Consider the following 26,192-nt stretch of genomic DNA (forward strand, 5'->3'; position numbering starts at 1 on the left):
GGACAAAATATGCACGCAATCATAACGGGTGGCTCAAGTGGTATCGGTTTGGAGATCGCCCGGCTATGCGTCTTGAGTGGCTATGACGTATCGCTGGTCTCAAGAGATGAAAACGCGCTCCGTTTGGCGTGCGAAACCTTGCGACATATTGGACGGGGCAGGGTGAGTGCCGTGTCGGTCGACGTTAGGCGGATGGATTTACTCAGCGAGGCAATCGAACAGTGCGAACGCCTGTTCGGTACTTGCGATCTGCTGGTTACTTCTGCTGGCGTGGTTGAACCCGCTTTTTTTGAAGAGCTGGATCCGTCGCACTTTGAAATGCAAATGGACACAAATTTCTCAGGAACGGTCAACGCTGTCCGGGCGATTTACGCCGGGATGAAAAATCGTGGAAGGGGGAGCATCATGATGATTTCCTCTGCCGCCGCTCTTATCGGTATTCCGGGATATTCTGCCTATTGCGCTTCCAAGGCTGCTTTGGCTGCGTTTGCCGAGAGCCTTCGCAGCGAGGTCGGCCCTGGCATCTATATCGGTATAAGTTTCCCGCCCGATACCTGCACGCCACAGTTCCGGAGCGAGTTACCGAAGAGGCCGCATCTCGCCGAGGCGTTGATAGGAAAAACCCCCCCCTGGTCTGTTGAAGCCGTCGCTCGCCAGATCTTCGACGCTGTTGCCCGCGGCAGGAGCAAAGTCCATTTTGGTTTTAAGCTGAAGGCTTTAGCATTGTTGGGCGGCTTTATAAAACCCGCCCTGTACTGGCAGTTGAAGCGATCCGTCTCGCTTGATGTCAGGAAATGTTGACCGTGATATCGGTCATCACTTTATGCAACTGAAGACGCCGACATTGTAGAGCAATATCTCTCATAGGAATTTCATTGACGCCTCAAGATCATCCATTTCTGCTGACATCGCTCTGTTTTATTACTGCGGCTGTAGTTGTATACGCTACAGACCGATTTGCGTTGCCTACAGACGCACGCAGGAAATATTCCCCCGTCAGGAGTCGTATTCGTTTTCTTGTTGAGAGCAGTGCTCGCTTGCCGGTCATTGCACTGGTATTTGCGTTCTTTTTTGTGATCTCATGGCGCCCGATCTACGCGGCACATGCGGTGGCTAGTTATTTCGTTATTTTTACCGCAATTTCTCGCGTGAAATTCATGTTCATTCGCGAGCCGTTGCTCTTTTCTGACATCGCATTGGTTCTCGACGTCTTCAAATATAAAACGATTTTCTACGCGACAAAATTCAACATCATTTTCTGGATTCTCGCAGGTGCATATGTTTTTGGCGTGTCGGCGCTGTACATGATTTTTGAGCCGACGGTACTTCCATCAAGACACAGGGTATTTTGGGTTCTGTTTGGATGCTTTGGCTATATCGGCTTGATAAGCCTTCTGTTCGTCAAGTGCGTGAACCGTATTGCCGCAAGACTATCGGAAGCGTTGCTAATAACTCTTAAAGTAAGACCAAACACTGTTCGTTTTGGCACCTTCACATCAGTCGTTCTGCACTTTCTCGTCTGGCTCGGCAAAAACCGTGACGCATTGGTAAAAGATATTTCTGAGGGTCTACATCGGGCGATCCACGAATTGATTGATGGCGAGCATCACGATGCTCCTCTTGTTATCGTTTGGCAGTCGGAGTCGTTCTATGATCTGCGCCATCTTGGCGACAACCAACTCGAGTTGCCAACGATCGACGGGCTGAAAAAACGGGCGGCGCAATCGGGCAGACTGACCAATGTGTTCGAAGGTGGCTATACGCTGCGAACAGAGTTTGCTGTCCTCAGCGGATTGAAGCCTGAGGAGGTTCACGTCGACGCATCTTACCCGTATTTGCGCGCGGGACACTACGCGGAGTTGGCCTGGCCGAATAAATTGTTGCGCAACGGTTGGCACACACAGTTCATTCATCCCTACGACCGAACCTTTTTTATGCGGCATAAAGCGTTGCCGCTTTTGGGTTTCGAGCATCTGACTATGCTGGATGAGTTCGACCATCAGCCGACAATTAACAAGCCTTATGTGTCAGATCACGATTTGACAGATAAGGTATTGAAAATGATAGAGGATATCGACGATGACAAGCCGACGTTTGTTTTCGTTGCGTCGATGGCGAACCACGGCCCCTGGGAGACTGGTCGCTGTGAAGGGCTGACTGAGCCCGTCGAGATATATCGGGAACTTCTGCAACGCGCTGACGACGCTCTTGGAGCCCTGGTTGTAGCGCTTGAGGCATCGCAACGGCCCGTCTGGCTCGCTTTTTACGGAGATCATGCTCCGTTGCTCAAAAGCTATGCGGACCCGTTCCCGGATCCGCGTACCGACTATTTCGTCGTTCCCTTGGGGACAGCAGGTACGAATGCAGGTTCAAAGTTTAATGTGAGGGAGGAGGCGCCCTGGAACTTGATTGAAACGGTTCTGCTTCATGCGAAATTGTATAAAGAGCGATTTGCATGAGTAACCTGCCTCAAAACGACAGGAGGAGGAGGGTATTTCTGTTTTTGCAGGGACCCTCATCATCGTTATTCCACAGGTTGGCAGATCGTCTCGAGTGCGCTGGTCACAGGTGTTTACGCATCAATCTCAACGCTGGCGACTGGCTATTCTGGAGGCGGTCAGGTGCTGTTAATTACCGTGGAACGTTGTCGGCGTGGTCGAAATACATCGATGCCTTTCTACATGACTTCGGGGTCACCGATCTGATACTTCTCGGAGAAGAGCGTCCCTATCATCGTGCGGCAATTGAAGCTGCCAAAACGCTTGATGTGGCCGTGACCGTTATCGAGATGGGCTATCTGCGGCCAGACTGGGTAACGGTCGAAAAAGACGGCATGTCATCGAATTCCCGGTTCCCTAATGATCCCATTGAGATAAGGCAAGCGGCTCGAGGGCTTCCTGCGCCAGACCTTTCGCGAAAATTCAGCCAAAGCTTTCTGATGGAGGCTGCGTTCGACCTATCATACAACCTTCCAAATGTGGTCTTCGCCGCTTTATATCCGGCTTATCGACGCCACGGTCTTTTTCACCCGATCGCCGAATACGCGGGTTGGGTCAGGCGAATTTTAACGTCATCACGGGAGCGCCGGAAAGCTGAGAAACTCGTGGACGCGGTTGTTCGATCCGGACGGGGTTTTTTCGTTTATCCGCTTCAGCTTGAGACAGATTATCAATTGAGATCTCATTCGCCGTATTCGGCACAGATCGAAGCGATCGAGGAGATCATCAAGTCCTTCTCGCGATATGCACCGGATGATGTGGAGCTGATTGTCAAACTTCATCCGCTGGATAATGGCTTGATGAAATGGCGACAAGTGATCAGCGAAACAGCAAAAAAGAACGATGTCGAAGCCAGGGTTCATTACGTCGAGGGCGGCGATCTTCTCAGATTGACGGAGGCTAGCCGTGGCTTGGTGACAGTGAATTCGACTGCTGTGCTGCATGGTTTGCGGCATGGCGTTCCGGTTAAGGTGCTGGGCTGTGCCGTGTATGATGTTGCAGGCGCAACACACCAGGGGGCGCTGGATGATTTCTGGCAGGTGCCTGAAAAGCCGGACGCGGCGTTGATCGAGGATTTTTTTAAACTTCTGGCTGCCGCTATCCACGTCCGTGGAAACTTCTACTCAAGGAGAGGCGCCATTGCTGCAGCGGATGCTATTGCCGGAAGGTTACTAAGGGACGAGATCAATGTTCCTGGCGGAGACTGCGGGTTTGTTCCACGTCGCCGTCCCGAAAAGCGATGAAAGCTGAACCATTCGCAGCGTTGTAACAATAGCACATATGGCAACAAAGAGTTGTTGTTGAATGGCCCTGCCATATTTTGTGGTCTTCATTAATCTCGTGTTGAGGTTAAAACGTCATGGGTTTATGCAACCGGCTCGAGTGTCTAAATTGGGCGACATTCGTCTTGGAATACAAGCATTTCTGGGGATATTTCGTTTGCGTTTTCTGGTGAATTCGAAACTTTTTCGCAACTGCTTTCTGGTCGTTTCGACAATCGGTATTGGTGGGTGCGATACGTTGCCAAGCGCCGGGCCGACCGCTGAAGAGATAAAGGCGCAGGCCGGCAAACCGGCAATGGTGAAGGGCGATTCCGTCTCCACGGTCTTTGATGTCGTGGATGTAAGTCACCGATCTGCGCAGATGGTTGCGAATTTCTCCACGACAACTCTCCACAGGCGCTTTGGTATTGGTGGTGCCGCCAAGCGCGTTGTGATCGGCGTAGGTGATCAGCTCAAGATCTCTATTTTTGAAGCCGGTGCGAACGGCCTGTTTTCGAGTTCTGAAAACAAGCAGACGGTTTTGGATGTGGTTGTGCAGCCAGACGGAACTGCAGCAATTCCCTATGTTGGTACTGTCAAGTTCGCAGGCGTAACTCTCGAAGAGGCGCGTCAGAAAATTCTCTCGGGCCTGACCAATAAGGCGATCGAGCCAGACGTCCTTGTTACGAGTGTTGGTACCAGTTCCAGAAATGTCACCGTCTCTGGAGCCGTGGGGCGCCCTTCTATGGTTCCGATGAGCCTTACGGGTGAGACTATTACCGAGGTGATAGCAAAGGCCGGCGGTCCGAGTGCTCAACCTTATGAATCTTATGTGACCCTGGTTCGCGGCCGCGCGACAGGCAGTGCGCTTCTCAAGACGGTCATCGAAAATCCGACTGAAAATATTTACGTCCAGCCTGGCGACCAGATATTTGTGACCAAGGATCCGCGGACGTTTACCGTTCTTGGTGAAGTCAGCAAGAACAGCCGGATTGAATTCGGTGCCAATGATCTCAATATACTGGAGGCCGTGGCAATGGCGGGAGGCGGGGCGTCTGATCGCTCCAATGCTGCCGGCTACTTTGTGTTCCGATATGAGGAACCAGAAATTGTTGCCGATCTGCTTGGTGCCGAGCGTTTCCGGCAGCTCCGCGAAAAGGGCATGAACCCGAACAGCGACGGACGCTATCCGTTGGTTTATCGCCTGGATATGACGCGTGCCGACAGTCTTATCGTCGGGCAGACGTTCCCGATAAAGAGCCGCGACGTTATTTACGTTTCCCGACACCCTGTTGTCGATCTGGATCGCTTCTTACAACTCGTCGGGCGTCCGGTGGGAACGGCATACCAGGTTAGAAATCTTATTGATTAACCTTTCTTCTGTTTTGTTTGAGTGTCATAAATATTGCAGATCGTGCAGAGAATGCGAAAGGCGGACAGCTCCTGTCGGTATGGGCGCCTTTTCTATGGTTCGAGTGAGATCCGGAGGTGCCGGGAGTGTATTATCTGAAGGCTCATATCCGAGTTGTTGGCGCTCTTCTTATCCGCGAGATGTCAACGCGGTTTGGCAGCAAACCCGGCGGATATATCTGGGCGATCATCGATCCAGCGGGCCACATAGCGTTCATGTCGCTGATTTTTATGGCGATAACGCATACACCTGCTCTCGGTAAAAGTTTTCCGCTTTTCTTTGCGACCGGTTACCTCGCTTTTCAATTCTACGCTGCAATGGCAAGTTTCTTGAACGGTGCGATCAAGGCAAACCGGACTTTGCTCAGCTATCCCAATGTCGCGCCTATCGATACCATCGTCGCCCGTTACATTCTGCAGGCAGGTACGACTTCAGTTGTGTCCTTCGGCGTCCTCGGTGTGATCCTTCTGACGGAAGATCAACCAGTTTATCTCAATTGGCCCGCAATTATCGAGGCGGCGTTCGCGGCGACCGTGCTTGGGTTGGGAATTGGCATATTCAACAATGTTGCGGCGTTGCGGTTTCCGCTCTACGAGCAGGTTTTTAATATCATCAATAGACCGATGTTTCTGATCTCCGGCGTTTTTTTTCTGCCTGACGCGCTCCCCGCACCGATCCGGGATATCGTTTTGCTTAATCCGCTGGTTCATGTCGTCATGTTGTTCCGAAAAGGGTTTTATCCGGAATATCGGGCGGAAATGATGAATATGACCTACCTCTATTCCGTCGCGCTAACGATCCTGTTTATGGGACTTCTTTTGTTCACCCGCTCGGCTTCCGTGTTGAGGAGCAGATGATCAGACTGGAACAGGCAACAAAATATGCGAGCGTCAAGGGTTTCAAGAAACCGATCATAGAAAATGCGTCGCTTGTTATAAATCGCGGTCGCAGCATTGGTCTGCTTGGCCGCAATGGTGCCGGCAAGTCGACTTTGCTGCAGCTCATCGCCGGATCCCTGCAACTGGATCGGGGAAGAATTGTCCGTAGTGGCCGCATTTCTTGGCCACTTGGATTTCAGGGCAGCTTTCAGCCGACCATGTCGGGTGAGCAGAACGTTCGTTTCGTGGCGCGTATTTATGGTGTCGATACGGACGAGTTGGTCGAATATGTCGAAGAGTTTGCCGAACTGGGCCCCTTTTTCAGAGCGCCGGTCGGCACATATTCTTCTGGGATGAAGGCCAGACTTGCTTTTGGTGTCAGCATGGGCGTCAAATTCGACTACTATCTGGTCGATGAAATAACGGCAGTTGGAGACGCCAACTTCAAGCGTAAATGTCATGAAGTTTTCAAGCATCGCTTGCAGGACTCCGATGTGATAATGGTTTCTCACAGTACAGGAACCATCCGTGATTATTGTCAAAGCGGTGTCGTTCTAGAGAATGGAAAACTTACATATTTCGATGATGTCGACGATGCGATCCGCGTTCATGACCGCAATATGAAAGGAAGTGGAAAATGAGCGACGATAAACAGCGTTCCGGCAACAAGGTGGTGAGCGCTCAACTTCCCGCAAAACGGGCCAATACCACCGTGATCGACAACCTGCTGAAAGTTGATCTGAAAGTAGAGCGGGACAACACGTCACGTCAGGCTAAAGCGCCTGCGAGTAAACGTAAGACGCTTAAAAGCGTGAAGCTCCGTCATACCCTGATAGCGGCCGGCTTTCTGCTCGCTGTGGCGCTTCCCACAACGGTTGCCGGATTATACATGGCATTCGTCGCTGCCGATCAATATCATAGTTCAGCAGCTTTTGCCGTGCGCAGCATCGACGGCAAAGCGAGTAGCGATATCCTCGGCATGTTCACTCAGAGCGCGGGCGGCAGCACCACTGTTGCTGATTCATATATGCTACTCGATTACATTCGCAGCGAGCGCATGGTTGAAGCCGTTTCCCAGACGATCGATATCGAGAAGGCTTTTGCGCGCCGCGGGATGGATATTTTTTATGCGCTTGAGCCGGGTCTTCCAATTGAGGAAAAGCTCGCCTATTGGAAAGATATGGTGAAAGTCGATTACGATCACACCTCGTCGATCCTCAATGTCACCGTCAAGGCTTTCAACCCCGAGACTGCGAAAGCCATTGCGTCAGCCGTGATTGCTGAGAGCGAGCGACTGATCAATGATTTGTCACTTAACGCTCGAAATGGTGTTCTGAAAGCGTCACAGGATGAGGTCTCGCTTGCGGAAGGCCGGCTCTCGACCGCACGAGTTGCATTGCGTAACTTCCGGGATGTGTCGCAGGTGGCGGATCCAGTGGAGGCCGCAAAGCTCGCTGCGCAGCTTGTAGGGTCGCTTGAGCAGCAATTGACGCAACTGAAAGCGGAATTGACGGCCGCATTGACGCGCATGGCGCCGAATTCACCACGTATACGTGTAATCACCACGCAGATTGAAAGTCTGGAAAAACAGCTGGCGCAGGAGAAACAACGTTTCGGCAGCGGCAGTACGGGGAAAAATCAGTCAGGCGATGTTGCCTCACGGATATTGCAATACGAATCTTTGGAAACCGAACGGGAGTTCGCGGAGAAGGCCTACACCGCAGCGCTTGGCGGGCTGGAAAAAGCCCGAATGGATGCCAACAACCAGCAGCGATATCTCGCGACTTTCATTGAGCCAACGCTGTCACAATTGGCGCAGTACCCGTCACGCCTCATGAGTGTTGCGCTGGTGTTCCTGGGCGGACTGTTTCTGTGGGGCGTCATGACCATGGCCTATTATAATATTCGTGATCGCAACTGACTTATGGATGACTCCCCGAAAGATTGGCGTAATCCGCTCCCGGTGCGTGCAGACTTGCTTGCGCGGCAAGGTTCTGTCATCGCGTTTCACATGAAGGCGTGGAAACACCCATTCCTGCAACAATTTTTCCCGCAGAAGCGTTTTCATTTTGTGCCATTCCAGATCGCTGAAGTCGATTTTCGGCGCAAAATATTGCCTTTTCTCGAGGCGAGGGAGAAGCCAGTTGTTTTTGTGTGGAGCAACAACCTTCCGTCCTTCGCCGAGCAGGAAATCCAGCGTCTCGGACTTCAGGTTTATTTCATGGAGGACGGCTTTATACGCTCGCTCGAAGCACATGCGGGGTACTCGGTGCCGTTTTCCCTATCTCTGGATAGCCGCAGGCCGTATTTTGATAGTCGCGGCCGCAGTGATTTGGAACAGCTTCTTTTACATTATGATTTCGACAACGATCCAGAGCTAATCCAGCGGGCGAGAGAAGGCATCCGCCGCATATTGCAACAAAGGTTGACGAAATATAACGGCCGCCTCACTTCACCCACCCTGCAGCGGGACAGCCAGCAGAGCCTCCGCCCAAGGGTGCTGGTCGTCGGCCAAGTAGAGGAGGATGCCTCCATTCTCTATGGATGCGATCGTCCATTCACGAATAATGAGCTCGTGCGCTTGGCCGCACAGGAAAATCCCGACGCGGAGATTGTTTATAAGCCGCATCCCGACGTGCTGAGCAGGATGCGCCGACAGGTTTCGAACCCAGAGGATGTGGCGCATTTGTGCACTGTCATGAAGGGCCAGATCTCTTTGCCTGATGCGCTGGATAGTGCAGACCACATCTACACCATTACGTCCCTCGCAGGCTTTGAGGCATTGATGAGGGAAAAAAAAGTCACGACTGTTGGCGGCCCGTTCTATGCTGGCTGGGGCTTGACGGATGATAGGCAGTCCTTGACCCGTCGCGGCAGAGTGCTCTCGGTGGAGGCTCTATTTGCCGCAGCCTATATCTTGTACCCCATGTATTTTGATCCTGACACAGGCGGCGCTTCCAATTTTGAGAAAACAATAGATCGTCTTGCAGATCCGCATACGAGGGCCCGGGTATCATTGGCCGGAAGGATTAAGTGGCAGCCCTATGGCACCTATGGTGTTCTCGGATGGCGTCATTTGTTGACGCCCGTTGTCGCCCGCGTGGTGGCCAGCATTGGAAATGAGCGCGATGCCATCCAATATCGTAGCAATCCGGCTGGGTTTTTCAGGGAATTATCAGATAATAGGTATCGCGTGATCGGTCGCATCTTGTATCCATGGGATGGGTTTCGTTCGCGTGTGTGAACCTTATGCACGACTCCCCCTGCGCGTTTCGCCTCACCTGATCATCTGCGATGGTCGGATGGACGTATGTCCGTCGCCACGACGATCGCCGAGCAAAAGGCCAATGGCTTTATTCGAAGACTTGTTGATTGCCACTGATGGGTTGGATGCTCCTCCCGCCGGAATTTCACTATGTCGTGATGGTGATGCTCACCTCCAACGCAAGATGCATCCATGGATGAAGTGTAAGCACGATTTTCTATGCGTCTTTACGGCCGCTTGACGGGTAAATCTCTCTCTGGTTGGCAGCGCTTGCGAGTTCTGTCAGGTTGCAGCGGTCTTGGAAAAGCCGAACGGCAGCAGGTCGTCGATTTCGGCCGGTTAGTCCCCCTTTGGCAATTCGTAAGGACGTGGCGCAGCCAAGAAAGGTGGGCGATGCCACAGGCGCGGTATGTCGGTGTCAAACTCTAGATCACCGTAACCGGTGTTCCGAGGCCGCGGGGTTTTATTTTGATGCTATGAAATGCCGACATTTCACATCAGGACTGACGGCTTCTCTGGTCTGTATGGTCATCCCATGAAGGTACTGCTAAAAACAAGTGCTGGTTACATTCAGATGGAAACGGCCTCCCATGCAGTTTTTTTCATTAGGTTCTTGATATTTGCTTTATTAATTTCACTGGCGGGTTTTTGGGCTGACGGCTCGCTCGATGTCAAAACGAATACGGGTGGATTTATATTTAATGTATTGTTTTACAGTATCTTGAGATTATTCGTCTATTTTCTAGTTTTTTTGGTGCAATATATTGCGGACGTGATAACTTAAAATAACAACTTTCCCTTGACCTTCCAGACTGTATTGCTGGCTGATGCCATTTTCTCATGTGCTTTAGTATTGAGCTTTGCGTGTCTTTTTTTGACGGAGAGCGCGAGCAGTGTTTCTCTAAGTGGAAGCCGAGGGGAACTGGTCGTCAACGGTTTGTACACAATTCTTGGATGGAAGAATGCTTTCTACAGTGCGCGGGGCGCAATATCCTTCGCGATCGCGCTGCATTTCCTGTTTCTCACTATGTTGCAACAAGAAATCAGTTGATGGCGGAGAGGCCACTATAGCCGATCTCGGCGAGGCAGCCTACTTCTCTGGATAGTTCCACGGCAGCAACTCATCAATCCGGCTCTTCTTGTGACCACTAACGATGGCGGCGAGTGTCGTGGTCAGATAGACCAGTGGATCGACGGCATTGAGTTTGCACGTTTCGATGAGCGAGGCGATGGTTGCCCAGTTTTCCGCTCCCGCGTCATGTCCGGCAAATAGCGCGTTCTTAAGATTAAGTGCTATCGGCGGATGGTTCTCTCGTCGCTGTTGTTGTCTATTTCGATGCGACCATTTGCCAGGAAGAGTTGGAGACCATCCCAGTATTTGGCGATACAATCGAGCGCTTCGGCGAGCGGAGACTTTGCCGCGACCCGAGCGCGGTGATGGATTAGCCAGCTCTGCAAATCGGCGATGAGCGGCGCTGATCTTTCCCGCCGCCCGGCCAGTCGAGCCTCCGGATCAAGGCCGCGCAACCTGGCTTCAATCCGGTACAGTTTCCCGATCTGTGTGACGCCGTCGTCCTCGGCAATCAGGCTGAGCCGTTGCGGGTTACCAGCTTGCGCCTAACGTGCGCCCAACAATAGGCAAGCCGAATGTCCAGGCCAATTCGCTCTGGCGCGATCAGCCGGTTATATCCGGCATAGCCATCCATCTGCAGGATACCGGAGAAGCACTGCACTTATCCGTTCTGCATGAATGCCCCCGCGCGACCCGGCGCTTAGCTGAAGCCAACACCTGGCGGATCACCGCCGCCCCATGGACGATCATCCCGCGCCAGCGGCCAGAAGTATCCAGTCCCGGTTTTGCGTGAGCCAAGATCGAGCACCAGAGCGCGGGTCTCGTCCATTGACAGCTTTGTCGAGAGCTTCAGGTTCGCAGTCAGCGCATGGAAGATGGGACGTAATTCGAAAGCAGTCCGACCGACCCAATCGGCAAGGGTGGAGCGGTCGAGATCAATGCCTTGGCGGCTCATGATCCGTGCTTGACGATAAAGGGGAAGATGATCGGCATATTTGGCAACCAGCACATGGGCGACGGTCGCTTCCGTTGCGCTCCAAAACACTTTTGGGTTGCGTCAACGCTAGTTGGGAGGTTATTGACAAAAAAACTTCACAATTATTGTGTGACGCGCAGTTGGCCGTGACTCACCCTATTTTATGGTATCGGTGCAGAATGATCGAAAAAGTTAACACCCATGGCGACGGCCCTGCAGTCGCAGTCAACGCCGCGACACCGCTCGTGAGCATCATCGTTCCCATCTACCGAGTCGCACCTTACGTTAGGAAATGCCTCACATCCATCATTGAGCAAAGCTACGGGAACATCGAAACGATACTGGTCGATGACGCCTCACCAGACGACAGCATGATGGCAGCTGCTCGCATCGCTAGCTCGCTCTCCAATGTAAAAACGATTCACCTTGAAAAGAATGTTGGCCTTAGTGGTGCCCGTAATGAAGGAATGAATGCGGCATCAGGAAAGTACATCTTCTTCTTAGACTCTGACGACTGGCTGGACCGAGGGGCAATCGAGAAGGCTGTCTCCAAGGCTGAGCAAGGAGATGCCGAAGTAGTTATTCTTGACTACTATCGCGCTAACATCAATGGTAAACTCACGCGCGCAAAAGACCGGACACCCTATCAGGACTCGAATCTTACATTTTTCGACCCGAAAGAGCGCCAAAGCGCCTTGAAGATATTAAATCTGGCGCAGATCAAGCTGTATCGGCGGGACTTCCTGCAAAAGCATGGCTTCAAATTCACCTCTGGCGTCATTTATGAAGACGTAGATTGGACCTTCAAGATTTTGACCACGGCGAACCGCGTGGCGGTTGTTGACGTTCCGCTCTATTACTACCGAGCTGCGCGCCCAGGGTCGATCCTCACAACGCCTGGGAGCCAGCATTTTGATGTAATAGCTCAATACGAACGCGTATTTAATCACTTGCGTGACAACGATAAGCACGCTTATTTCTTCACGATATACAGCTATGCAATCAATGCGATCTACGCCGTTCTCATAGAGAACGAGCGCATTCCGAAGAGCGAGCGAGAGCGATTCTTCAATGAAGCCAAACGCGTGTTCAAAGCCGCCAAAGGGGACCAGACATTTAACGTCGCGCTATACAATCGCGATTGGTTTGAACAAGCGTTGTTGAAGAAAACCTACGCCCAAACTCTTCGGATCAGGAAAAGGCGCCAGAGGAACGCATACCTTCAGAAAAATAAAGCATGGCAAAGGTTCAAAAACTCTAAGGCGTATAAGCTTGCGGTTGCGGCCCAAAAGTTCGCTAAGCAATCTTCGACTTCAACGTTCAAGTGGTTAGAGCGCCAAGCACACGAGGTTGTAAGGCAGCTTCCGCGCAAAAACGCGGTCGTCTTTGAAAGTTACTGGGGACAGCAATATGCTGACAGCCCAAAGTATCTTTATGAGTACATCAAAAGGCATCATCCAAATGTGCGATGCTATTTTGCCCTAAAAGGGAATGTCGCCGCTGACATTCCTGCGTCTGACCGCCTCAAGTGGGGATCAAATCGGTATCACATTAAGCTTGCGACATCCAAAGTGTTCGTAAACAACAACAACTTCATGCCTTCTTTTCGCAAACCAAAGGACGGTCTTTTTATCCAGACCTTCCATGGAATTCCTATAAAGCACATAGGAACAGACATGATTGGGTACGACGATGGCGCTAACACAAACTGGAAGGCCCTCATCCAACGGTGCTCGATGTGGGATTACGTAGTAACTGCCGGAGCTCACCACACTGAATCGATGAGGGGTGCCTTCCATCTGCGCTCAAAATTCTTCGAGATTGGTGCGCCGCGTACAGATTGCCTTCAAGACAAAGCATTTCGAGATGAAAAACGGAAGCAGGTAAGAGAACACTTCGACTTACCCGCCAACTCCAAGATATTGTTGTACGCACCAACGTGGCGGCTTTCGTCTGCAAAAGCGTTCCTTTCTCAGGAGGAACTTACAACATTGGCGCGTGCAGCAGGAGAAAACACCTTTGTTTTGGCGCGTCAGCACCATCTATCTAACAACAAGATCAAAGGCGACGAAATTGTAAAAGACGCTACACCATACCCAGATAGCCAAGACCTTTGTGCCGCAGCGGACATATTGATTACCGACTATTCGAGTATTGCCTTCGATTTCGCCACCACTGGCAACCCCGCACTATTCTATATTCCGGACTACGAAACGTATCGGAAGGCGCGCGGCATGTATTTCGACATGCCGGCTAAACTAAATGGCCTCACCCACCGCGACGTTGCATCGCTAGCGCAGCATGTATCGAAACTCGCTCGCGATCCTCAAGCTGTAGCATCAGCGAGCAATATTATTCGCGAAGGGTTCCTCGAGTCGGAAGGGCCAGACAGTTGCCGTAAGGTAGTTGAGGAGCTAATTCTCCCTCATATTCGTGGACAAAAATTAGCTTAATCCACGATTAGAAAACCCGCTGCAAAACAAACCCAGGAACAGGCATCTTGAGAATCGAACGTTTTTCCACATCTGTCGGAATTGAGGAACTGAACAAATCGGTTTCCGATTTATCTGGTGCGGATTTTGTCCACATTCGTCATCACTTTGATGACTGTCCGAATTTGAACTTGATATCAATCTCACGCTCGAAGCCAGAATACAGGGAAACGCTGCGTCACCTCACTGATCAAGGGTATCACCTTTACAAGAGGGATGGAGCCACCTCATCTTTCGTTTCTTTTCCGAGAATTAAGGGCTTGTGGACGGAGGTCGACAGCGGAAAAATTCTATTTGATGAAAACGAAATTGCTCACACTTTTTTGAATGCTCAGGTCCGTCAAAAAGCCAACCTTCTCGTCGTATTTTCATCCATAGCAACGCACGCTCATCAATCCAGCCTCAAGCGCCACTTTGAACATAACTACTCAAACATACAGAAGTACGTCCCTTCAAATACACACATCCTCCGCATTGCTGATCTCGGCGGCGTCAATGGTGGATGGTATACGGATACAAATTTCCTCGAGCGAAACTTCGTCAATATCCAGTCTCTCATCAAGCGTACTTGTTCTGCCCTCGACATTGCATCAGAGAACGCTGTTCTCCTCGGCGTTTCGAAGGGGGCCACAGCTGCGCTCCTACACGGGATGCTTCTGAATTCGCACGTGGTGTCTGTAGATCCTATTGTGTCGGATCACCTCTACGCCGACGTGCATGACGACCTTCATTTTACAGTCGGCAACTTCCCGTATACGAAAGACGAAATCTTCGCCTCATTTTCATCATCTCAGCTACCGCTGAGGCCAGGTCGAATATCGATCGTATACAGCGACAGATCGCCTCAGTACCGATACATTAACCATGCTCTAGTCCCATGGACAAAAGAGGCGATCTCGTACGTTAACGTCAGCAACCCAGAAATCAAGGACCACCCGGACGTCGGGCCAAAGTCAATTAGCACGACCATTATGCTGGTTAACATGAAGCTTCACCGTCTGCTTTCACCACCAACACGCATGGACATGCCCTTTGGAGCGAGTGGTTCATAGGCGTGACGGGTTGCTTATCGCTCAGCGAAAAGAACATAGTGGATCGTGTAGACATGTGTCGGACGCGCCATTAGGCTCTTTCCGGTGGATATGATCTGCGGGAGACCAGTTCCACGGCAACAGTTCCGGTTGTTTTGATACGGGAATGACGGGAGTGCGAGCGGACGATGTCCTCCGATGGCTTCGCTCGCCGCATCGTCGGTTGGCGGGCAAGCCCGACTGCCCATGCGGGCTTTGTGCTTTCGATCCGGCAAACGGTCTCCGGCAAATCCGGTGCGGTTCACCTTGCCGCTTTCCCATGGACTTAACGCCAATCAGAAAATCAAGGCAGACGGCCTTCTGCGGAGCCATACTATCGGTTTGGTCGAACCCAACCAGCAGCGAGCGCCTCTGCCTCGCTGCAAAACCAGCGCTCACCATAGCTTCGGGTTATAGCAATACGTCCATAGTTTTTTTGCCCCGGAAGATAATAAATTCGCTTACCGGTTCTAAGATCAACATTACCTTTGATCGCGCATTTTCGCGAATCGATATTGAAGTCGTTTTTTTTCGATTGGGGGCCCCATCCAAAAGCAAAAAATGCGATTGTGAATGCGACGAGGACTAAAAAGAGGAACGGTTTCAATTCTCGACGCCGTGATTTAAAGAGCCTGACAAAGGATCAATGCCACAAAAAAATACTTATGGAAACAACGACATGGATCTGATCCATGACGGTAACCTGCTGCCAAATTTCGAAATTGATGTAGTGATCATCATCAATAATTGCCATATAGGTTTATTGCTCTGTAATTTGAGCTCACGCTCGACCTGGAGAAGTCGCTGAATGGTCTCTCGAATATACACTTGAGGTTTCGAACGTGGTGGAAAGTCTCCAGCCAGAAGTCTCTCAACCACATTCCTAGCCAGCAAGGCGGACGATGGGGACGACACATCCTCGAACAGGCTATCTCGAAGACTAGCCACTGCATTCAGGAATTTTTCTGGTGCCGAGAGTACTTCCTCTAAAGCATATTCTAGGCTGTTAATATCATAGCAGACCCGACCTATTCGTTCACGTTCACGGTATTCGAGGGACGATAAGTCGAATTTTTGAATTCCTATTTTTTTCTCAGCTCCACCCTGGAAAAGAATTACTGGTATCTGTGCATAGACAGCATCAAATGCCGCGCCAGAGAAATCACTGATGACTGCATCAGAGACTTCCAGAAGTCTGACTTGATCAAAACCACCGGGAAACAGGTGAGTATGACCCAAGGCTCTAGCCTTGGACATCCACTGAAAACCGGAAATTTCATCATTGTGATGACCCTTGATCAGGATTTGGTAGCGATCACTCAGTTTTGCCAGCGGCTCCACCAACTCATCGAACGAGCCTAGTTCACCGTATGTGGGCATATACAGAACAACGGGGATTTGATGATCAAGTCCAAGCCTTTGCTTCGCCTCCTCCTTTTGTAACGGCGTCAAACGATAATCCCAGCCGCAAAATTTGAGATTGCCAATAGCTACACTCGGGCCGTAGTGCGAGACTGCCGAGGCAGAGTATGGCCCGTACATAAGGTTCAAATCAGCCAAAGCGCGCCACTCGCCATAGTTATGGCGCTCTTTGGCAAGGCCGTACTGCACTGAAACCAGCGGTGTTTGATCTATCAGCTCTATCCCGGGGAAAGCCGTTTGAAAAAAAAGCACATCATACGAAGAAGTCACATTAACTACGTTACTTCTATTGATAAATTTGACGGGAAGCTGGGAACTCTTCAATTCATCGGCAGAGAACTCCAGTTCTAGGCCCTTGCGTTTATAAAGCAGGTAATCCGCACTGGGAAAAGTGCTCGCGAGTGCATCAAAATGCCGAATTTGGAATTTGTTGCGAACGATAAAGCCAGCTTTGGTCATGCGATCCCGTCAGCGGTCGCCCTAATTTCTGCCAAGAGTTCCGTGGTTGATATCCCCTCTGTTCTTGGAAGATAAACCACCTTGCAGAGATTGCTCCACTGGTCGAATTTCCCCTCCCAATCGTTCCCCATTACAAGAATTTCAGCATTGTATTTCTTTATGTAGTCACCTTTCTCTTCAAGCGACTGTTCAAAGAAAACCTCATCAACACCAGCGATAGATTTCACTATCTCAAGTCGATCGAACTGCGAGTAAACGGGCTTTTTTTGCTTTTTCGAGAAGTTGAGAGCGTCCGTGGAAATCCCCACAGTCAAATGGTTACCCAAACCCTTCGCACGTTGAAGCATTCTAATATGCCCCACGTGAAGCACGTCAAATGTACCGAACGTAATTACTCGCGTCATGGTGATCTCCTTTTGCAACCAAGAGCTTCATGACGATTTTATGACAACAGTGCAACCGCAACTAACGACCGCAGTAATAAAGGAGTGCCACGACGATCGGTCCCGTGGTTTTTCGGCAACGGGGCCCACTTCGTGTCCTCGTGCTGCGAGGAGTCGCCGAAGGCGGTGAGCGCCGCAACGTGCTTCTATAGCAATGATGCACGTCTGCATCTTTCCTAGAAACCCAATGAGCGGCTGACGTCGCATCGTCCGGCGGACAATCACCGCACCTTGTATCGAAATCTTTATGATCTAGCTCCGCTTCCTTCAATGACGAGCCATCATACTCGATGTTCTCGGAAGGGCGAGCCATCCCATAACCAACAGGCTAAGAATGCGTTGAACACACGCCAGCATTGACCAAGGTATACAAACCTAGATTGGTGGAATGTTACTCAGATTAACCGTAAAAGACCTTGAAAATTTGAGGTGTGGAATTGGATAGCGATTGGCATGAAAAGGTTTTTCTTATTCTTACGTTAGTAATAGCGGGCCTTATATTATTTTCAGCTATAGTATGGGGAATATATTTTTACGTTCGTTCAAGGGGTTAAAATAACTTAACACCATTGATAACTGCTCGGCGGGCTTTTGTTGCGACAATGAAACTCTGCATGCATAACCGTAATCAGCAGAACACCATTGCGGGCGGCTTGGCTTCACATGCACTATGCCTAAACACTATCAATAACGCTCATCTAGAGCGTTTCCCTGACTGATTGAATCGGATGGCTTTGCAAATCAGTCGACTTCTGATTCAAGCTATCTGCCGATGAAGGTCGGCAGATATGTCGCGAGCCCTTTCCATTGATCTTCGCATACGAGTACATGTTGCCGTTAACGGGGCGCACCGCGTTGAGAGGCTGCCTAACGTTTCGGCGTGAGGGCGGCGATAGTTAGCCGTTGGCGTAACCTGCAAATCCAGAAGGGGATGTTCCTCCCGGTCCACTCGACGGCAACCGCAATTCGCACGAGACTGATGCTCATGCCGCTCTGATCATCACTAGGGTCGGCGAGAATCGGGACGGCACCCTTTTCGAACTTCGCAATGCTTTGGTTGCCCATGGCATCATCAGCAGCAAGTCGAAGTTGCACCGCTTTCTTGTCCGACACGAACAAAAGCGCAAAAAGACTGGGCATGCGGTAGAGCAAAGTTGCCTGGACATCCTGGAAACGCGACAGCGCTGGTTCGACGAGTAGCTCGATCTCGATCCGTTGCGGCTCTTGTTCATCGATGAAGCCTAGACCGCAACCGATATGGCACGTAAGCATGGGCGATGCCGTAGGGCGAGCGGTTGAGGATCCGCGCTCCTCACGATCATCGCAAGACGACCAGACTGGTCACGGGTGCACGCATTACGGGAATGGCCGCGCCCCTTGTAATCGACGAACCGATCAACGGTGAATGGTTCAAGGCATATGCCGCGCAAGTTCTAGTCCTGACATTGAAGCCAGGTGACGTTGTCATCCTCGACAATCTGTCCAGCCCCAAGCGACCACCAGCAAGGGAATTGATTGAGGCGCCCGGCGCAAAAATGATGTTCCTTCCGCCCTACATTCCAGATCTCAACCCCATCGAGAAGCCTTCTCCCAGCTCGGCAATTCCGCATTTGTACCGGCGTTAACGCTAACGACCATTGCCGAAGTACCGAGAGAGGATCGACACATCTTGTAATAAGCTATTCACAGGATCAGATATGTAGACTGATCTATTTCTGCTCTATGACAGAATCCGAAGTAAAGTGGAATCATGTTAGCGATGCGCTCTTTAACGCCCCTTCGGAAGAGGTGACGGGAGACATAACCGGTGAAAGTAAAATGACTGGCCCGCATAACCGGACCAGCCTTTCCCAGATAGCGCAAACGCGCAGTCTACGACCCCAAATCACATCGCAGGAAGGATAGTGATGTCGCGCAAGCCGTTGTCTGCGCTTGTAATCCCGCCGATTTCGGTGGCTGCGCCGGTTTCGAGGTTGACGGTGTATAGCGTGTTGCCGGCGGCCAGGTATGCGGTGTTCTTGCCGCCTTCCTCGCCGTGGATATCGAATGCGTAGGTTGCCGGCGTTTCCTTGAGGCCGAGCTTGCCGATTGCCTTCAGTGTGCCGTCATTCGGCTTCGTCTGCTGAACCAGAGCGCCGATGGTCGCGTCGATATTGTACATGGCCGTCTTTTCCGGCTTGCCGATCGAGTTGGTATAGGCGGCGGCAACGATGTTTGGCGTTTCTCCCTTGTGCATGTCGCCATCTTCAAAAGCCAGTGTTCCATCAACCGTCACAGCACCAGTATCGGGATGCACGCGGTGATTGGTCGTGCCGGTCATGAAACGAAGACGATCCGCTGCCGGGTTGAAATCGACCACAACAGGCGCTTCGGTCATGGTCAGCATTTTGTCCATCTTGGCCACCTCGGTTGCAGCACCTGTCTCAAGGTTGATGGAGACGATGCGGTGGTCCGGCGTCACACCGATGACAGTCTTGTTGCTCGGCCGAAAATCGATGCCAACGAGCTTGTCGACGCCGGTGACATCCATTGTCTTTGTGACGGCTGGTTTTTCAGTGTCGAACATGACGAGCGTCTTGTCGCCGGTCAGCCCGAGGACCGGTGCTGAGACCGCGATGCTTGTCGATGCTGCGAAAGCGGCGGAGGCGATCAGAATGGAGCGGATGATATTCATTGTGTTTCTCCCGTGCGTTGAACCGTTCGGAAGGCGTCCAGCCTTTGGTTTTCGACGCTTCCACCATTCAAGACACCGGGCGTTGTGCATTTGGATGCAGACAGCGAAAAAATATTTGCGAGATGCATCCATATGCCGCCGCGATGGGTATTATGCCCAAGCCGACCGTGCTGGCGATCAGATGTTGAAAGGTTTCAAATGCAGATGGGCTCCGTGCCGGACGATCTACACAGGGCGCTCACTGCCTGCGCAAAGGGGGACAAAAACGCATTGCGTGCGATTTTCGATCGCGAGGCAGGACGGCTGATTGCAGTGGCAGAGCGCATCGTCAAGCGCAGGGAGCTGGCGGAAGAGGTGGTGCAGGAGAGCTTCGTGCGCATCTGGACCCATGCGCACCAATACCGGGCAGACCAGGGGTCGGCGCGCGGCTGGATTTACGCGATCGTCAGAAACCGGGCGCTTAATCTTCTCCGCGACAGCAGGCGTGAACTCCCCGTGGAAGATGTTGAAACGCTCCGCGATGGCGCGCAGGCAGATGAAGTGATGGCCGCATGGCAGAAGCTTGATCGGAATTCACGCCTTTATGAATGTCTCGGCGGTCTTGAGGAGACAAAGAGACAGGGCATCCTGATGGCCTATGTGGCCGGATATTCCCACGGCGAAATCGCTGGCCGGTTGCGCATTCCGCTCGGAACGACGAAATCCTGGATCAGGCGCGGCCTTTCGGCGCTTCGGGAGTGCATGGCATGATGTTGGATCGCAAAGATATTCCCGCCATCGCCGATGACTATGTATTGGGCTTGCTGGAGACCTCCGAAGCCACGGCTGTTGAGGCGGCAATGGAAACGGATGGCGAATTGCGGGCGGCAATCGCGGCCAGCCGTGAGCGTTTTCTGCCGCTCGATACCACCGTTGAGCCGGCAGCCATCAAGGGCGAATTGTGGAGCAACATCGAATCCCGCCTGCCGCTCCAGTCTAAATCCGCATCCCTCAAGCCCACCCACACGGCAAACGATAACAGCACAAACCGCTGGCGCGCCATTGCCGTGTCCGCCATTGCCGCAACCTTTGTGCTCGCCGCCGGCCTTACGTTTAGCCTGACACGGACAACGGAGCCGCTGGTGATCGCAGTCCTCGTCAACGAGACGGGTGAGATTCAGGCCGTTGTTGAGGATTTCGGCAACGAAAGAGCAACCGTGCGGATGCTGGCCGATTTTGCAGTGCCTGGGGACAAGACGATCCAGGTATGGACATTGCCGTCCAGGGAGGTTGGCCCGGTTTCACTCGGCCTGATCGATGGCGTCCGTTCAGCGCGTCTCGATGGACCGGCTCTGCCGACCCCCAGAAGCGACCAGCTTTACGAGATCACGCTTGAACAGGCAGGCGGATCACCAACAGGAAGGCCAACCGGGCCAATCCTGGCAAAGGGCTTCGCCCGAATGCCGCGATAGATCGCCCAAAGGCAAAACCGATAAGATCGCGGCGAAATTTCCTTCGCCGCATTCTATTCGCCGGTCTCGGGCAATAGCATCGTGATGTCCCGAAACCAGCCGCAAACAATCAGGCAATATATCAGGCGCCAAATGCGCCATCGATCGTGTGCATCGCGCCCGTCACAAAACCGGCTTCAGGCCCGGAAAGCCAGGCCACCATGCCGGCCACTTCCTCCGGCCGTCCATGGCGCTTGAGTGCCATGAAGCTGTGCATCAGGTCTTTCATCGGCCCGTTTTCCGGGTTCGCGTCGGTATCGATAGGGCCGGGCTGAACAACGTTGATGGTGATGCCGCGTGGCCCGAAGTCGCGTGCCAAACCGCGCGCCAGCCCCTGCAAGGCCGATTTGGAAACGGCGTAAGAGGCCATGCCCGGCACCGGCATCCGGTCTCCATTGACCGAGCCGATAACGATGATCCTGCCACCGTCAGGCATTCGCCGCGCCGCCTCCACAGAGGCGTGATAGGGCGTCTGGATGTTGATCTGAAACAGGCGGTCGATGGCATCAGGGTCCTGATCGAGAGCATCGCCAAAAATAGCAATCCCCGAATTCACGATCAATATGTCCAGAGGACCACTGTCACGCACGACGCGGATGACTTCGTCGCGGTCAGCGCTATCCGCCCGTATGGCAGTGCTGCCCGTCGCCTTCGCCAGCTCTTCCGCCGCACCTTGAGATGCACCATAGGTGAACGTTACCTTTGCTCCTTCGTTCGCAAACCGCCGCACGATGGCTGCGCCTATGCCTCGGCTGCCGCCAAGAACCAGAACGGATTTTCCTTCAAACATGAGCACTCTCCATGACCTTGAAAATTAATTTAATGATCGATACATAAATAGGGAACAGCGCACTCGTCAAGATATTATGTAATGACTGATACAAAATACATTCGCTCCCGCGGCCGTCCGCGCCGTTTTGATCCTGATCAGGCTGTGGCCACGGCCAAGCAGCTTTTCCACGCGCGTGGCTTTGATGCTGTGGGCGTCGCGGAGATTACTTCGGTGTTAGGCATCAACCCGCCAAGCTTTTATGCCGCTTTCGGCAGCAAGATGGGCCTCTACAAGAAGGTTCTGGATCTCTATGCCGGAACGGAAGCAATTCCTCTTGCCGATATTCTGCGGCCGGATCGTCCGGTTGGCGAGTGCCTTGCATCGTTGCTCGAAGATGCGGCAAGACGCTATGCAGCTCATTCCGCAGCCCCTGGTTGCCTCGTTCTGGAAGGCACGCGCTGCGATGATGAAGAGGCGCGTGCCGCAGCCAGCGTTTTTCACACGGCGGCGGAGGGCGTGATCCGCTCCTATATTGCCGCGCGCCATCCGGAAGAGGCTGAGCGTCTGGCGGATTTCGTGAGTTCGACCATGGTCGGTCTCTCCGCCATGGCGCGGATTGGCCGCGACGTGGAGCGACTCCTGAGTATTGCGCGCGTTGCGGGGGGAGCGGTGAGGCAGGAGCTTTCCAAGGCTTGAATCTCGGAGCAGTCTCAATACTTCTTATTAGTGAAGGAAGCTGGCAGGTTTCGTAAACCCGGCTCATTCTCACCAGAGATCGATCAGGCCACCTGATGCTCCGTGCACTGGATCGGTTGTCGGCTTTGGCAAAGACTTTATCTGTGCAAGCATCGCACTGGTTGGTGCAGACGTCTGAACATCGGCCTCCTGGCCGGGTGGATAAGCGCCGACAACCTGAAAATGCGCAGAGGATTTCAGCTTCATGTGGCCCGTACCGGCTGGCAACACCAGACAGTCACCTTGCGTAACGTGCAAGGTTTGCCCATCCGGTCCGCCAATCTGCAACGTCGCTTCACCGCCCCCCACGCCCAGAACTTCATGCGCGCCGCTGTGGTAATGGTGATAGGCAAACACACCATTGCGCCAGATGCCGCGCCATCCGTTTCGTGCGAACAGTGCCTCGAAAGCAGCGGAATCGAATGGCGAGCCGACTTGTCGATAGATGATGACAGGGAAGGTCTGGTTGTTGGGAATCTGATCGCCTGGATTTAAAGTGATTTTTTCAACTTTCATGTGAATGCTCCTGGCCATCTGGTCGGGCCTGCCAAACCGTGTCTGGTTTGCTGCGCAGCCAGTGCTGGCGACCAGCCGATCCTCGTCCGCACTTCGGCGGAACTGGAGTGGCACCGGCAGATTTCCGCCACCGACACTCCTTCATCACCCTGCTTCAGAATGAACGCCTTCTGTGCGTCCGAAAACTGCGATGCTTTCATCGTCTTCCGTTCCTTTCCCAGCCGGGAAAATGCACCGGAACACTCTAACCAAAAACGGTCCAGTTTGAAGGGTTCAGATCAACAGGGTGCCGTATCCGTATCGAGGGGACCGGGAGGGGAAGGGCCGAAGGCGGTTCCTCTCGCCATAATCGACGCTAATCGCGCTGCACGTCAGCGCCCGCTCTCCTATCACGCCACCTGTCTTGCTGACACCATCATCATATCGACATGAATATTATCGAACGGGCAGCTTAATGCACCGCGCTCGTCCTTCTCAATCAGTCCCAGCTCGACTAGCGCCGCAGCATCTTCATGGACGCGCTTGACGTCCCGGTTCAGTCTGCGCGCAAGCTCTCGCACGCCAACCGTTCCACTTCCCAGAAGGACGTTCAGTAGCTCCCAACGGCGCTCGGTGAGACGCGAAAAGAATTTGCCGGGTGTCTCAAAGTTTAGCGTTTCACCCTGATACTCACCGCTTTCGAGGCCAATAGCAGCGCGCTTACCTGCTACGCGTAATGCCGATTTCCAGTCGGCATTTGTCGTGATGGTCAAAGTTCTCATGACTGCCTCCGTTTTTCGACCTCAGACAAAAAGTCCTCAATCAGTTGGTGGATTGTTGTGAACCGGTAAGGAAACTCCTGGCCGTCCAGATGTATGTGATCGCCTTTACCCCGCTCATTGTCGAAGCCCACAACCCTAATGCCGTTCTGAACATAGACCATGCGATATTTTAACCCATGTTCGGTTGGGGGAACAGGCGATGGAACTTTCCAAATAACGAACTGGATAATGCTGCCGTCGGCACCAACGCTTTTGTGTTCTGTGATCTTGAGCGCCTTCATGTTGTCAATAATGCCAACATCTTACGACGTAGTCAATCCCGACAACACATGATTAATTAGCAAACCCCGCCGCAGCGGCGAGACGTTGCCGCGACGACGGCTAATTTTGCTCAGCCGCCTCGGGGAACTGCATCAGGTCCCCTTCGGTCTTATCAGCCTATTCAGCATGATCGAGCATATCTGCCGACCTCGTCGGCGCTTTGGTCATGGCTGTTTCCTGCTCATGTGAGAGTGCAGTTACCCGAGAACGGATGACAGGAACTCGCGGGTTCGATCTTCCTTTGGTGCGCCGAAGATTTCTTCTGGCGTTCCTTGCTCACAAATACGCCCTTTGTCGAAGAAGCAGACCCGGTCCGACACTTCCCGAGCGAAACGCATCTCGTGGGTAACAAGTAGCATGGTCAAATCGTGCTCATGGGCCAGGCCACGGATGACGGAAAGCACTTCGCCGACCAGCTGGGGGTCTAGGGCCGAGGTTGGTTCGTCAAAAAGCAGGACACGCGGGCGCATGGCAAGAGAGCGGGCAATCGCGACACGCTGCTGCTGGCCGCCGGAAAGCTGCACTGGATAGTGATCCTTCTTGTCGGCCAAGCCAACCATCTTCAGGAGTTCAATTGCCCGTGCTTCTGCCTCCGGACGGGCAATGCCCAGTACACGCACCGGCGCCTCCACGATGTTGCGCAGCACCGTCATATGAGGGAAGAGGTTGAAGCTCTGAAAAACCATGCCGACGTGGTTACGGATCTGGCGCAGGTGTTTTTCCGAGGCTTGGAAGGGGCCTTTGCCGCCGGCCTGATGGTAGGAAATGTCCGCCAGCGTCAGCTTTCCCTCCTGAAACGGTTCCAGCGTCATGAGAATGCGCAGAACCGTCGACTTACCGGAGCCTGAAGGACCGATAAGAGTGACTTTTTCGCCTTTTGCCACGCTGAAATTGAACTGGTCGAGGACCGTCAAAATGCCGAACCGCTTTGTGACATCGGAAAATTCGATCAGCGGCTGATTGGTGTTGTTTGTCATCGCAAGGGTATTCCTGCTTTTGGAAGCGCCCTTTGCAGGCGGCTGAGGCCTGCTGAGCAGATTATGGTCAGAAGAAGGAAGATCAGGCCCACAAGCGTCAGCGGCACCAGATATTCGAAGGTGCGCTCGCCGATCATGTTTGCCAGCCCCATCATATCTAGAACCGTGACGACGGAAAGCACCGGCGTTTCCTTGGTCATGGCGACAAGATAGTTGCCCATGGCCGGAACTATGCGCGGGATGGCCTGCGGGATGATGATATCCCGATACGTCTGCATGCGCGTCAGATTAAGCGCAGTCGCGGCTTCCCACTGGCCATGATGCACCGCCTCCATGCCGCCACGATAGACCTCAGACGTATAGGCGGCATATTGAAGCCCGAGCGCCAGCGCGCCGGTGAGAAACGCCGGCAGAACAATGCCGAATTCCGGAAGAACGTAATAGAGGAAGAAAAGCTGCACCAGAAGCGGAGTGTCGCGAAGGAATTCGACAACAACCGCGGTCGGCCAGGAAATCAATTTCACCCGACTGCGGCGCAGCAGCGCAAAAACCAGCCCCAGAATGAGCGCGATGGCAAAGCCGGCGGCGGCTGCTTTCAGCGTTACCGTCAGGCCGATCAAAATGATGGGCAGGATCGAGGTCGTGTAGGTGATCCAGGTGGTCGTGTCCCATTCGTAACCATACATCATGACTGAATA

General features: G+C 52.7%; 26 protein-coding genes and 2 pseudogenes. 15 read left to right on the plus strand and 13 right to left on the minus strand.

The genetic code is table 11. The features are described from left to right. Positions 1-9 precede the first annotated feature (9 nt). The 8 genes from AC1DCP_RS14510 (at position 10) to AC1DCP_RS14545 (ending at position 9,293) form a co-directional block, all read left to right on the plus strand. Positions 10-801 carry an SDR family NAD(P)-dependent oxidoreductase gene (locus AC1DCP_RS14510; protein ID WP_476774376.1) on the plus strand — a complete coding sequence of 264 codons (792 nt, stop codon included), beginning with the start codon at positions 10-12 and terminating at the stop codon, positions 799-801. A gap of 68 nt (positions 802-869) precedes the next feature. Further along, a complete protein-coding gene (locus AC1DCP_RS14515) occupies positions 870-2,459 on the plus strand; it encodes an LTA synthase family protein (RefSeq protein ID WP_419463706.1) in 1,590 nt (529 codons plus the stop codon). Beyond that, positions 2,456-3,742: a capsule biosynthesis protein gene (locus AC1DCP_RS14520; protein ID WP_174037932.1), complete on the plus strand. Its 1,287-nt coding sequence runs from the start codon at positions 2,456-2,458 to the stop codon at positions 3,740-3,742. The genes AC1DCP_RS14515 and AC1DCP_RS14520 overlap by 4 nt, the downstream gene beginning before the upstream one ends. Positions 3,743-3,803: 61 nt before the next feature. Continuing rightward, on the plus strand, positions 3,804-5,132 hold the full coding sequence (locus AC1DCP_RS14525) for a polysaccharide biosynthesis/export family protein (protein WP_419456808.1): 1,329 nt from the start codon (positions 3,804-3,806) through the stop codon (positions 5,130-5,132). 125 nt (positions 5,133-5,257) lie between these two features. Then, entirely contained in the window at positions 5,258-6,028 is a 771-nt protein-coding gene (locus AC1DCP_RS14530; RefSeq protein ID WP_112357555.1) for an ABC transporter permease, read from the plus strand. Next, on the plus strand, positions 6,025-6,690 hold the full coding sequence (locus tag AC1DCP_RS14535; protein ID WP_112357556.1) for an ABC transporter ATP-binding protein: 666 nt from the start codon (positions 6,025-6,027) through the stop codon (positions 6,688-6,690). The genes AC1DCP_RS14530 and AC1DCP_RS14535 overlap by 4 nt, the downstream gene beginning before the upstream one ends. After that, a complete protein-coding gene (locus tag AC1DCP_RS14540; RefSeq protein ID WP_174037934.1) occupies positions 6,687-7,970 on the plus strand; it encodes a KpsE/RkpR family capsule polysaccharide export protein in 1,284 nt (427 codons plus the stop codon). The genes AC1DCP_RS14535 and AC1DCP_RS14540 overlap by 4 nt, the downstream gene beginning before the upstream one ends. Positions 7,971-7,973: 3 nt before the next feature. Continuing rightward, the gene (locus AC1DCP_RS14545) at positions 7,974-9,293 is read left to right on the plus strand and encodes a capsular polysaccharide export protein, LipB/KpsS family (RefSeq protein WP_476774377.1); all 1,320 of its coding nucleotides are present in this window, start codon (positions 7,974-7,976) and stop codon (positions 9,291-9,293) included. A 1,111-nt stretch (positions 9,294-10,404) separates the two neighbouring features. Here AC1DCP_RS14545 and AC1DCP_RS14550 read toward each other — a convergent pair. From AC1DCP_RS14550 to AC1DCP_RS14560, 3 genes and pseudogenes are all read right to left on the minus strand, one after another. Continuing rightward, positions 10,405-10,704: a transposase domain-containing protein gene (locus tag AC1DCP_RS14550; protein WP_419463697.1), complete on the minus strand. Its 300-nt coding sequence runs from the start codon at positions 10,702-10,704 to the stop codon at positions 10,405-10,407. Next, positions 10,608-10,841, minus strand: a complete 234-nt coding sequence (locus AC1DCP_RS14555) for an IS66 family transposase (RefSeq protein WP_419463699.1) — start codon at positions 10,839-10,841, stop codon at positions 10,608-10,610. Before AC1DCP_RS14555 ends, AC1DCP_RS14550 begins: the two co-directional genes overlap by 97 nt. A gap of 56 nt (positions 10,842-10,897) precedes the next feature. Further along, positions 10,898-11,431: pseudogene (locus tag AC1DCP_RS14560) on the minus strand (IS66 family transposase). A 110-nt stretch (positions 11,432-11,541) separates the two neighbouring features. Between AC1DCP_RS14560 and AC1DCP_RS14565 the strand changes: the two are divergent. The 3 genes from AC1DCP_RS14565 to AC1DCP_RS14575 all read left to right on the plus strand — a co-directional run bounded on the left by AC1DCP_RS14565 (position 11,542) and on the right by AC1DCP_RS14575 (position 15,214). Further along, positions 11,542-13,815 (plus strand): bifunctional glycosyltransferase/CDP-glycerol:glycerophosphate glycerophosphotransferase, encoded by a 2,274-nt coding sequence (locus tag AC1DCP_RS14565; RefSeq protein ID WP_112357776.1) that lies wholly within the window; start codon positions 11,542-11,544, stop codon positions 13,813-13,815. A 47-nt stretch (positions 13,816-13,862) separates the two neighbouring features. Continuing rightward, complete coding sequence (locus AC1DCP_RS14570) at positions 13,863-14,906, plus strand: XcbB/CpsF family capsular polysaccharide biosynthesis protein (protein WP_154963162.1); 1,044 nt, start codon at positions 13,863-13,865, stop codon at positions 14,904-14,906. A gap of 167 nt (positions 14,907-15,073) precedes the next feature. Beyond that, a complete protein-coding gene (locus AC1DCP_RS14575) occupies positions 15,074-15,214 on the plus strand; it encodes a hypothetical protein (RefSeq protein WP_154963160.1) in 141 nt (46 codons plus the stop codon). A 44-nt stretch (positions 15,215-15,258) separates the two neighbouring features. Here the strand turns inward: AC1DCP_RS14575 and AC1DCP_RS14580 are convergent, their stop codons facing one another. The 3 genes from AC1DCP_RS14580 to AC1DCP_RS14590 are packed head-to-tail and all read right to left on the minus strand — an operon-like array spanning position 15,259 to position 17,209. After that, positions 15,259-15,531 (minus strand): sunset domain-containing protein, encoded by a 273-nt coding sequence (locus AC1DCP_RS14580; RefSeq protein WP_473246800.1) that lies wholly within the window; start codon positions 15,529-15,531, stop codon positions 15,259-15,261. 56 nt (positions 15,532-15,587) lie between these two features. Continuing rightward, positions 15,588-16,805 carry a CDP-glycerol glycerophosphotransferase family protein gene (locus AC1DCP_RS14585; RefSeq protein ID WP_174037936.1) on the minus strand — a complete coding sequence of 406 codons (1,218 nt, stop codon included), beginning with the start codon at positions 16,803-16,805 and terminating at the stop codon, positions 15,588-15,590. Continuing rightward, positions 16,802-17,209, minus strand: a complete 408-nt coding sequence (locus AC1DCP_RS14590) for an FAD synthase family protein (protein WP_476774378.1) — start codon at positions 17,207-17,209, stop codon at positions 16,802-16,804. The genes AC1DCP_RS14585 and AC1DCP_RS14590 overlap by 4 nt, the downstream gene beginning before the upstream one ends. An 827-nt stretch (positions 17,210-18,036) precedes the next feature. On the opposite strand from AC1DCP_RS14590, the pseudogene AC1DCP_RS14595 reads away from it, so the two are divergent. Further along, positions 18,037-18,831: pseudogene (locus tag AC1DCP_RS14595) on the plus strand (IS630 family transposase); the annotation flags it as partial. A 302-nt stretch (positions 18,832-19,133) separates the two neighbouring features. Here AC1DCP_RS14595 and AC1DCP_RS14600 read toward each other — a convergent pair. Beyond that, positions 19,134-19,922: a DUF4394 domain-containing protein gene (locus tag AC1DCP_RS14600; RefSeq protein ID WP_174037938.1), complete on the minus strand. Its 789-nt coding sequence runs from the start codon at positions 19,920-19,922 to the stop codon at positions 19,134-19,136. 204 nt (positions 19,923-20,126) lie between these two features. On the opposite strand from AC1DCP_RS14600, the gene AC1DCP_RS14605 reads away from it, so the two are divergent. Both AC1DCP_RS14605 and AC1DCP_RS14610 read left to right on the plus strand, forming a co-directional pair. Continuing rightward, positions 20,127-20,672 (plus strand): sigma-70 family RNA polymerase sigma factor, encoded by a 546-nt coding sequence (locus AC1DCP_RS14605; protein ID WP_025594844.1) that lies wholly within the window; start codon positions 20,127-20,129, stop codon positions 20,670-20,672. After that, positions 20,669-21,373, plus strand: coding sequence for an anti-sigma factor (locus tag AC1DCP_RS14610; protein ID WP_174037940.1), 705 nt, complete (start codon positions 20,669-20,671; stop codon positions 21,371-21,373). Before AC1DCP_RS14605 ends, AC1DCP_RS14610 begins: the two co-directional genes overlap by 4 nt. A gap of 121 nt (positions 21,374-21,494) precedes the next feature. Here the strand turns inward: AC1DCP_RS14610 and bdcA are convergent, their stop codons facing one another. Further along, positions 21,495-22,202: an SDR family oxidoreductase gene (gene bdcA / locus AC1DCP_RS14615; protein ID WP_174037942.1), complete on the minus strand. Its 708-nt coding sequence runs from the start codon at positions 22,200-22,202 to the stop codon at positions 21,495-21,497. 81 nt (positions 22,203-22,283) lie between these two features. Here bdcA and AC1DCP_RS14620 point away from each other — a divergent pair, with 81 nt between their 5' ends. Continuing rightward, positions 22,284-22,880, plus strand: coding sequence for a TetR/AcrR family transcriptional regulator (locus AC1DCP_RS14620; protein ID WP_174037945.1), 597 nt, complete (start codon positions 22,284-22,286; stop codon positions 22,878-22,880). A 69-nt stretch (positions 22,881-22,949) separates the two neighbouring features. Here the strand turns inward: AC1DCP_RS14620 and AC1DCP_RS14625 are convergent, their stop codons facing one another. From AC1DCP_RS14625 to ehuD, 5 genes are all read right to left on the minus strand, one after another. Further along, the gene (locus AC1DCP_RS14625; RefSeq protein ID WP_112153607.1) at positions 22,950-23,435 is read right to left on the minus strand and encodes a cupin; all 486 of its coding nucleotides are present in this window, start codon (positions 23,433-23,435) and stop codon (positions 22,950-22,952) included. A 389-nt stretch (positions 23,436-23,824) separates the two neighbouring features. Continuing rightward, positions 23,825-24,196, minus strand: coding sequence for an HVO_A0114 family putative DNA-binding protein (locus AC1DCP_RS14630; protein WP_174037947.1), 372 nt, complete (start codon positions 24,194-24,196; stop codon positions 23,825-23,827). Beyond that, the gene (locus AC1DCP_RS14635) at positions 24,193-24,477 is read right to left on the minus strand and encodes a toxin-antitoxin system TumE family protein (RefSeq protein ID WP_174037949.1); all 285 of its coding nucleotides are present in this window, start codon (positions 24,475-24,477) and stop codon (positions 24,193-24,195) included. Before AC1DCP_RS14635 ends, AC1DCP_RS14630 begins: the two co-directional genes overlap by 4 nt. 237 nt (positions 24,478-24,714) lie before the next feature. After that, positions 24,715-25,494: an ectoine/hydroxyectoine ABC transporter ATP-binding protein EhuA gene (ehuA, locus tag AC1DCP_RS14640; protein ID WP_476774379.1), complete on the minus strand. Its 780-nt coding sequence runs from the start codon at positions 25,492-25,494 to the stop codon at positions 24,715-24,717. Further along, the gene (gene ehuD, locus AC1DCP_RS14645; protein ID WP_476774380.1) at positions 25,491-26,183 is read right to left on the minus strand and encodes an ectoine/hydroxyectoine ABC transporter permease subunit EhuD; all 693 of its coding nucleotides are present in this window, start codon (positions 26,181-26,183) and stop codon (positions 25,491-25,493) included. The genes ehuA and ehuD overlap by 4 nt, the downstream gene beginning before the upstream one ends. Between the last annotated feature and the right edge of the window lie 9 nt (positions 26,184-26,192).

It is taken from the genome of Agrobacterium sp. 10T429 (assembly GCF_056393925.1).

What these genes read in the sequence shown, in the direction of transcription:
- AC1DCP_RS14510 (WP_476774376.1), top strand. Translation starts at nt 10, where the DNA reads ATGCACGCAATCATAACGGGTGGCTCAAGTGGTATCGGTTTGGAGATC.
- AC1DCP_RS14520 (WP_174037932.1), top strand. Translation starts at nt 2,456, where the DNA reads ATGAGTAACCTGCCTCAAAACGACAGGAGGAGGAGGGTATTTCTGTTT.
- AC1DCP_RS14525 (WP_419456808.1), top strand. Translation starts at nt 3,804, where the DNA reads ATGGCCCTGCCATATTTTGTGGTCTTCATTAATCTCGTGTTGAGGTTA.
- AC1DCP_RS14535 (WP_112357556.1), top strand. Translation starts at nt 6,025, where the DNA reads ATGATCAGACTGGAACAGGCAACAAAATATGCGAGCGTCAAGGGTTTC.
- AC1DCP_RS14540 (WP_174037934.1), top strand. Translation starts at nt 6,687, where the DNA reads ATGAGCGACGATAAACAGCGTTCCGGCAACAAGGTGGTGAGCGCTCAA.
- AC1DCP_RS14545 (WP_476774377.1), top strand. Translation starts at nt 7,974, where the DNA reads ATGGATGACTCCCCGAAAGATTGGCGTAATCCGCTCCCGGTGCGTGCA.
- AC1DCP_RS14565 (WP_112357776.1), top strand. Translation starts at nt 11,542, where the DNA reads ATGATCGAAAAAGTTAACACCCATGGCGACGGCCCTGCAGTCGCAGTC.
- AC1DCP_RS14575 (WP_154963160.1), top strand. Translation starts at nt 15,074, where the DNA reads ATGTCCTCCGATGGCTTCGCTCGCCGCATCGTCGGTTGGCGGGCAAGC.
- AC1DCP_RS14585 (WP_174037936.1), bottom strand. Translation starts at nt 16,805, where the DNA reads ATGACCAAAGCTGGCTTTATCGTTCGCAACAAATTCCAAATTCGGCAT.
- AC1DCP_RS14590 (WP_476774378.1), bottom strand. Translation starts at nt 17,209, where the DNA reads ATGACGCGAGTAATTACGTTCGGTACATTTGACGTGCTTCACGTGGGG.
- AC1DCP_RS14600 (WP_174037938.1), bottom strand. Translation starts at nt 19,922, where the DNA reads ATGAATATCATCCGCTCCATTCTGATCGCCTCCGCCGCTTTCGCAGCA.
- AC1DCP_RS14605 (WP_025594844.1), top strand. Translation starts at nt 20,127, where the DNA reads ATGGGCTCCGTGCCGGACGATCTACACAGGGCGCTCACTGCCTGCGCA.
- AC1DCP_RS14610 (WP_174037940.1), top strand. Translation starts at nt 20,669, where the DNA reads ATGATGTTGGATCGCAAAGATATTCCCGCCATCGCCGATGACTATGTA.
- bdcA (WP_174037942.1), bottom strand. Translation starts at nt 22,202, where the DNA reads ATGTTTGAAGGAAAATCCGTTCTGGTTCTTGGCGGCAGCCGAGGCATA.
- AC1DCP_RS14620 (WP_174037945.1), top strand. Translation starts at nt 22,284, where the DNA reads ATGACTGATACAAAATACATTCGCTCCCGCGGCCGTCCGCGCCGTTTT.
- AC1DCP_RS14625 (WP_112153607.1), bottom strand. Translation starts at nt 23,435, where the DNA reads ATGAAAGTTGAAAAAATCACTTTAAATCCAGGCGATCAGATTCCCAAC.
- AC1DCP_RS14630 (WP_174037947.1), bottom strand. Translation starts at nt 24,196, where the DNA reads ATGAGAACTTTGACCATCACGACAAATGCCGACTGGAAATCGGCATTA.
- AC1DCP_RS14635 (WP_174037949.1), bottom strand. Translation starts at nt 24,477, where the DNA reads ATGAAGGCGCTCAAGATCACAGAACACAAAAGCGTTGGTGCCGACGGC.
- ehuA (WP_476774379.1), bottom strand. Translation starts at nt 25,494, where the DNA reads ATGACAAACAACACCAATCAGCCGCTGATCGAATTTTCCGATGTCACA.
- ehuD (WP_476774380.1), bottom strand. Translation starts at nt 26,183, where the DNA reads ATGATGTATGGTTACGAATGGGACACGACCACCTGGATCACCTACACG.